Source organism: Thioalkalivibrio sp. AKL6 (genome assembly GCF_000376905.1).
Lineage (GTDB): Bacteria > Pseudomonadota > Gammaproteobacteria > Ectothiorhodospirales > Ectothiorhodospiraceae > Thioalkalivibrio > Thioalkalivibrio versutus.
Genome location: NZ_AQXS01000002.1, coordinates 1 through 1,638, shown reverse-complemented (window position 1 = coordinate 1,638; position 1,638 = coordinate 1). Strand labels below are relative to the sequence as shown.

General features: G+C 60.4%; 2 protein-coding genes. Both read right to left on the bottom strand.

From position 1 onward, the window contains the following. Window positions 1–914: PEP-CTERM sorting domain-containing protein (locus D575_RS0100025; RefSeq protein WP_018143863.1), on the bottom strand; the 914-nt coding region annotated here is incomplete at its 3' end. A 488-nt stretch (window positions 915–1,402) separates the two neighbouring features. Beyond that, window positions 1,403–1,638: hypothetical protein (locus D575_RS14490; RefSeq protein WP_038031722.1), on the bottom strand; the 236-nt coding region annotated here is incomplete at its 5' end.

Below are 1,638 nucleotides of genomic sequence, written 5' to 3'. Positions count from 1 at the left end.
ACCCCGATGAAGCCGGCCAGGATCAGCAGGGACAGGCCCATCAGCGCCAGGGTGCCCGGTTCCGGCACTGCGAAGCGCAGGCTGCCATCGTGGGTCGACTGGGTTTCGCTGAACAGGGACTGGCCGTCGCGGGTGTCGCCGTACACGTTGTTGACGTCTTCACCGAAGAAGGTCTCCGGCGGCGGTTCCTGGATGGTGCCGGCGCTGGCGAAGGCTGTGACCTGGAAGGTCGGGGCGCCTTCCTCGTCCGCGATCAGGTCGGCGAAGTCGATGCCGTCGCTGGTGAACCAGAAGCCCGGGAGTACCATGTCCACCTGGAATTCGAAGGTGAAGGTCCCTTCGATGAAGGCCCCGCCCTGGCTGTCGAATTCCAGGATGCTGTTGCCGGATTTCAGGCCCATCTCCATGACCAGTTCGCCGTCGGTGTAGTGTGTCCTTGCCCCTTCATAGTCCTGACCGAAACCGGGGGTCGGTTCGGCCATGAACAGCGAAAAGCAGCAACCGACCCCGGTGTAGTCAGCGGTGACGACGTAATTGCCGCCGACTGTATCGGTGCCGGTTACCACGCCGCGGAGTTCGTCCCAGAGGAGCCCCATGGAGTAGTCGGTGCCAAGGATGTCGCCGGTCTGGGGTGCGGCCGCGTTGGTGGAGGTCCGGTAGGACGTGGCATCACCGTACCCGCGGTCATAGAACACATCGCCGACCTGAACCGGGTTGTTCGGGTCCTGAATGTACTGGAAGGTCTGGGTGTTCAGGTCGAATTGGATCCGGCGGACGTTTTCGACCGAGCCGCTGTAGTTCGCGGTGGCGTCGAGGTTCATGTCGAAGTCGATCGTCTCCGCCGTCGCGGTACTCGCACCTGCGGCGAAAATGCCGACGCAGAGCGAAGCAAGAAGAGCTTTTTTCGCGTTCATGGATTTCTCCTGATGCTCAATTTGAAGCGATTTAACCATCGCCGGGGCTTGGCCTGATGGCCAATTCAGTTGCTGCCGAGTTGTTATAGGCAGACAACGTGCCAAGTTTCACTTCGAGGATTGATCGTTCGTAAGGCTTTGTTATGTAGGGGGAAAAGTTTGATGTTTTCCCGGCGGGTATTGGATTGTTGGCAGCGTGCGGGCGATAGGCCCCAGTTCTGGGATGGAACTGTAAAGGCGGTCGACGGAGGCTGGCGTGGGTTGCGGGCGTCAGGCCGCCGGGTAGGGGATGAATGGAGAACAAATAAAATAAAATCAGTAAGTTGAGGGTATTTTTTTGGTTGTAATGCGTATCGACAGGGGACGTCACAAGAGGTCCCGGGTAATGGCAAAGGATCGGGGTGACGGGCCGATTGGGAGGGGCGGCGTGATGTGCGGGGGAGCGCGACTACCGAAGGACCGGTCGCGCCTCGCGAGGAGCCATGGGGTCAGGCCGTACGCGCCCGCGACAGTCGATGCGCGACGACCAGCATGGCGGGAAGTACTAGCAGGTCGAACAGCAGGCCCGCGATCAGTCCGAACACAACCTCAATCGTCATGTTCAGGAGAGCCCCGGATCGCTGCAGGATATTCGTACGCTGACGGCGATCTATCTGGAACAGGATCGCGTGGAGGATGCCCTGCAGTTCGTGGAGCGGGCAAGCCGTGACTACACCGGCGAGCC